The organism is Dehalobacter sp., assembly GCA_023667845.1.
Classification (GTDB): Bacteria; Bacillota; Desulfitobacteriia; order Desulfitobacteriales; family Syntrophobotulaceae; genus Dehalobacter.
Genome location: JAMPIU010000015.1, coordinates 1 through 1,756, shown reverse-complemented (window position 1 = coordinate 1,756; position 1,756 = coordinate 1). Strand labels below are relative to the sequence as shown.

3 protein-coding genes are annotated in these 1,756 nt (G+C 44.5%); all 3 read left to right on the top strand.

Annotation, left to right across the window (positions count from 1 at the left end):
• Positions 1–540 (top strand): YmdB family metallophosphoesterase (locus tag NC238_00905; GenBank protein ID MCM1564515.1); only part of this gene is annotated, 540 nt, incomplete at its 5' end.
• Positions 541–692: 152 nt separating this feature from the next.
• Positions 693–953, top strand: a complete 261-nt coding sequence (locus NC238_00900) for a stage V sporulation protein S (protein MCM1564514.1) — start codon at positions 693–695, stop codon at positions 951–953.
• Positions 954–1,144: 191 nt separating this feature from the next.
• On the top strand, positions 1,145–1,756 hold a 612-nt coding region (locus NC238_00895; protein ID MCM1564513.1), incomplete at its 3' end, for a membrane dipeptidase.

The window sequence follows — 1,756 nt, the reverse complement described above, 5'->3', positions numbered from 1 at the left end:
TTTATCGATGATGAAACCAAGCTGATCCGGCCTGCCAATTACCCGAAAGGGGCACCGGGAAAAGGCTATGGTTTTGTTATTCGTAACGGAATAAAGACGGGAATTATCAATCTATCAGGAAGAATCTTTCTGCCGCCGCTGGAAAATCCTTTCACGATGGTCAGTCAGATCATCAATATGATGGCTGTGGAGACCCCGGTGATCATTGTCGATTTTCATGCCGAGGCAACCTCGGAAAAAGTTGCGCTTGGCTGGTTTCTTAACGGCAAAGTAAGTGCAGTTCTTGGTACACATACCCATATCCAGACTGCGGATGCCAGGGTACTGGACCAGGGAACGGCATATATTACAGACGTTGGAATGACTGGCCCGCGAGATTCGGTCTTGGGAGTCAAAAAAGAGATCATTATCAATAATTTTCTGACGCAGATGCCGGCTAGATTTGAAGTGGCCAACGGGGTGAACCAGCTGAATGCTGTGGTGCTTCAAATAGATGAAAAAACCGGCAAAACACAGCGTATTATTCCTATCCAAAAATAGACATCCTGCGCCAAATAAGGTGCAGGATTTTTTACACAGAAAATACCAAATCAGACATTTCTAAAAAGAGGATTTTTTTACTATTACGCGAATAGTATATAGCATCAAAGTGGAAATACATGTAAAAAGGATCGATTGGGAGGTATTAGATAATGGATGTGTTAAAAGTCTCAGCAAAATCAAGTCCTAATTCAGTAGCTGGAGCATTAGCAGGCGTACTCAGGGAAAAAGGCGGAGCTGAATTGCAGGCAATTGGCGCAGGCGCATTAAACCAGGCAGTAAAAGCAGTTGCTATTGCCAGAGGTTTCGTTGCTCCGAGTGGTCTTGACCTGGTTTGTATTCCGGCTTTCACCGATATCCTAATTGAAGGAGAAGAGAGGACTGCGATCAAACTGATTGTCGAACCCAGATAAACCCAATGATTCTAAACCTGCCTGCTTGGGGGCGGGTTTTTTTAATATATCAGAAAATATTCGTACTTTCTGATTTATCTAAGTGCAACAAAGGAAGTCGCCAAAGGATTGGCATCAGTCAAGCTTTCCAAATAATTAGCCTTCTGCCTGATTATCCTTTAGAATATAAATAAAGGAGCTAAATTTTGATCATGAAAAACCTATGGATTGCCGATGGCCATTGTGACAGCATTGGAGATTTTGCTGCCGGAAAAAGAAATCTGAAAGAAACAGCAAAATTTGGACACTGGGATTTGACTAGGGCAAAACAGGCCAATCTCGGCCTGCAGTTCCTGGCCGCCTATATTGAAAGTGAATACAAACCGTTTCAGGCGGCCTGGAGGGGGCTGGAATTACTCGAAGCCGCACTTAGGTTTATTGATCATAATTCCAGTGAGGTATTTTTAGTAAGAACCCAAGAAGACGCGGCCCAATTAGGCCGGACTAATAAACTGGGCCTGCTTATCAATATTGAGGGCGGAGAAATTCTTGGCGAAAACATTTTTATGCTTGATCTTATTTTCAGGCTCGGAGTCAGAAGCATTGGCCTTACCTGGAATGAAAGGAATGCGATCGGCAACGGTGTCGGGGAAAGCGAAGGAAGCGGCGGCTTATCTCGTTTTGGCTTTCAGGTAATCGAAAGAATGAATCAGCTTGGGATGGTGATCGACGTTTCCCACCTGAATGAGGCCGGTTTTTGGGATGTGCTGCGGCATTCTGAACGTCCGGTCATCGCTTCCCATTCCTGTGCCAAAGCGTTATGT

Coding starts and splice junctions, on each gene's coding strand:
- NC238_00900 (MCM1564514.1), top strand. CDS start 693: ATGGATGTGTTAAAAGTCTCAGCAAAATCAAGTCCTAATTCAGTAGCT.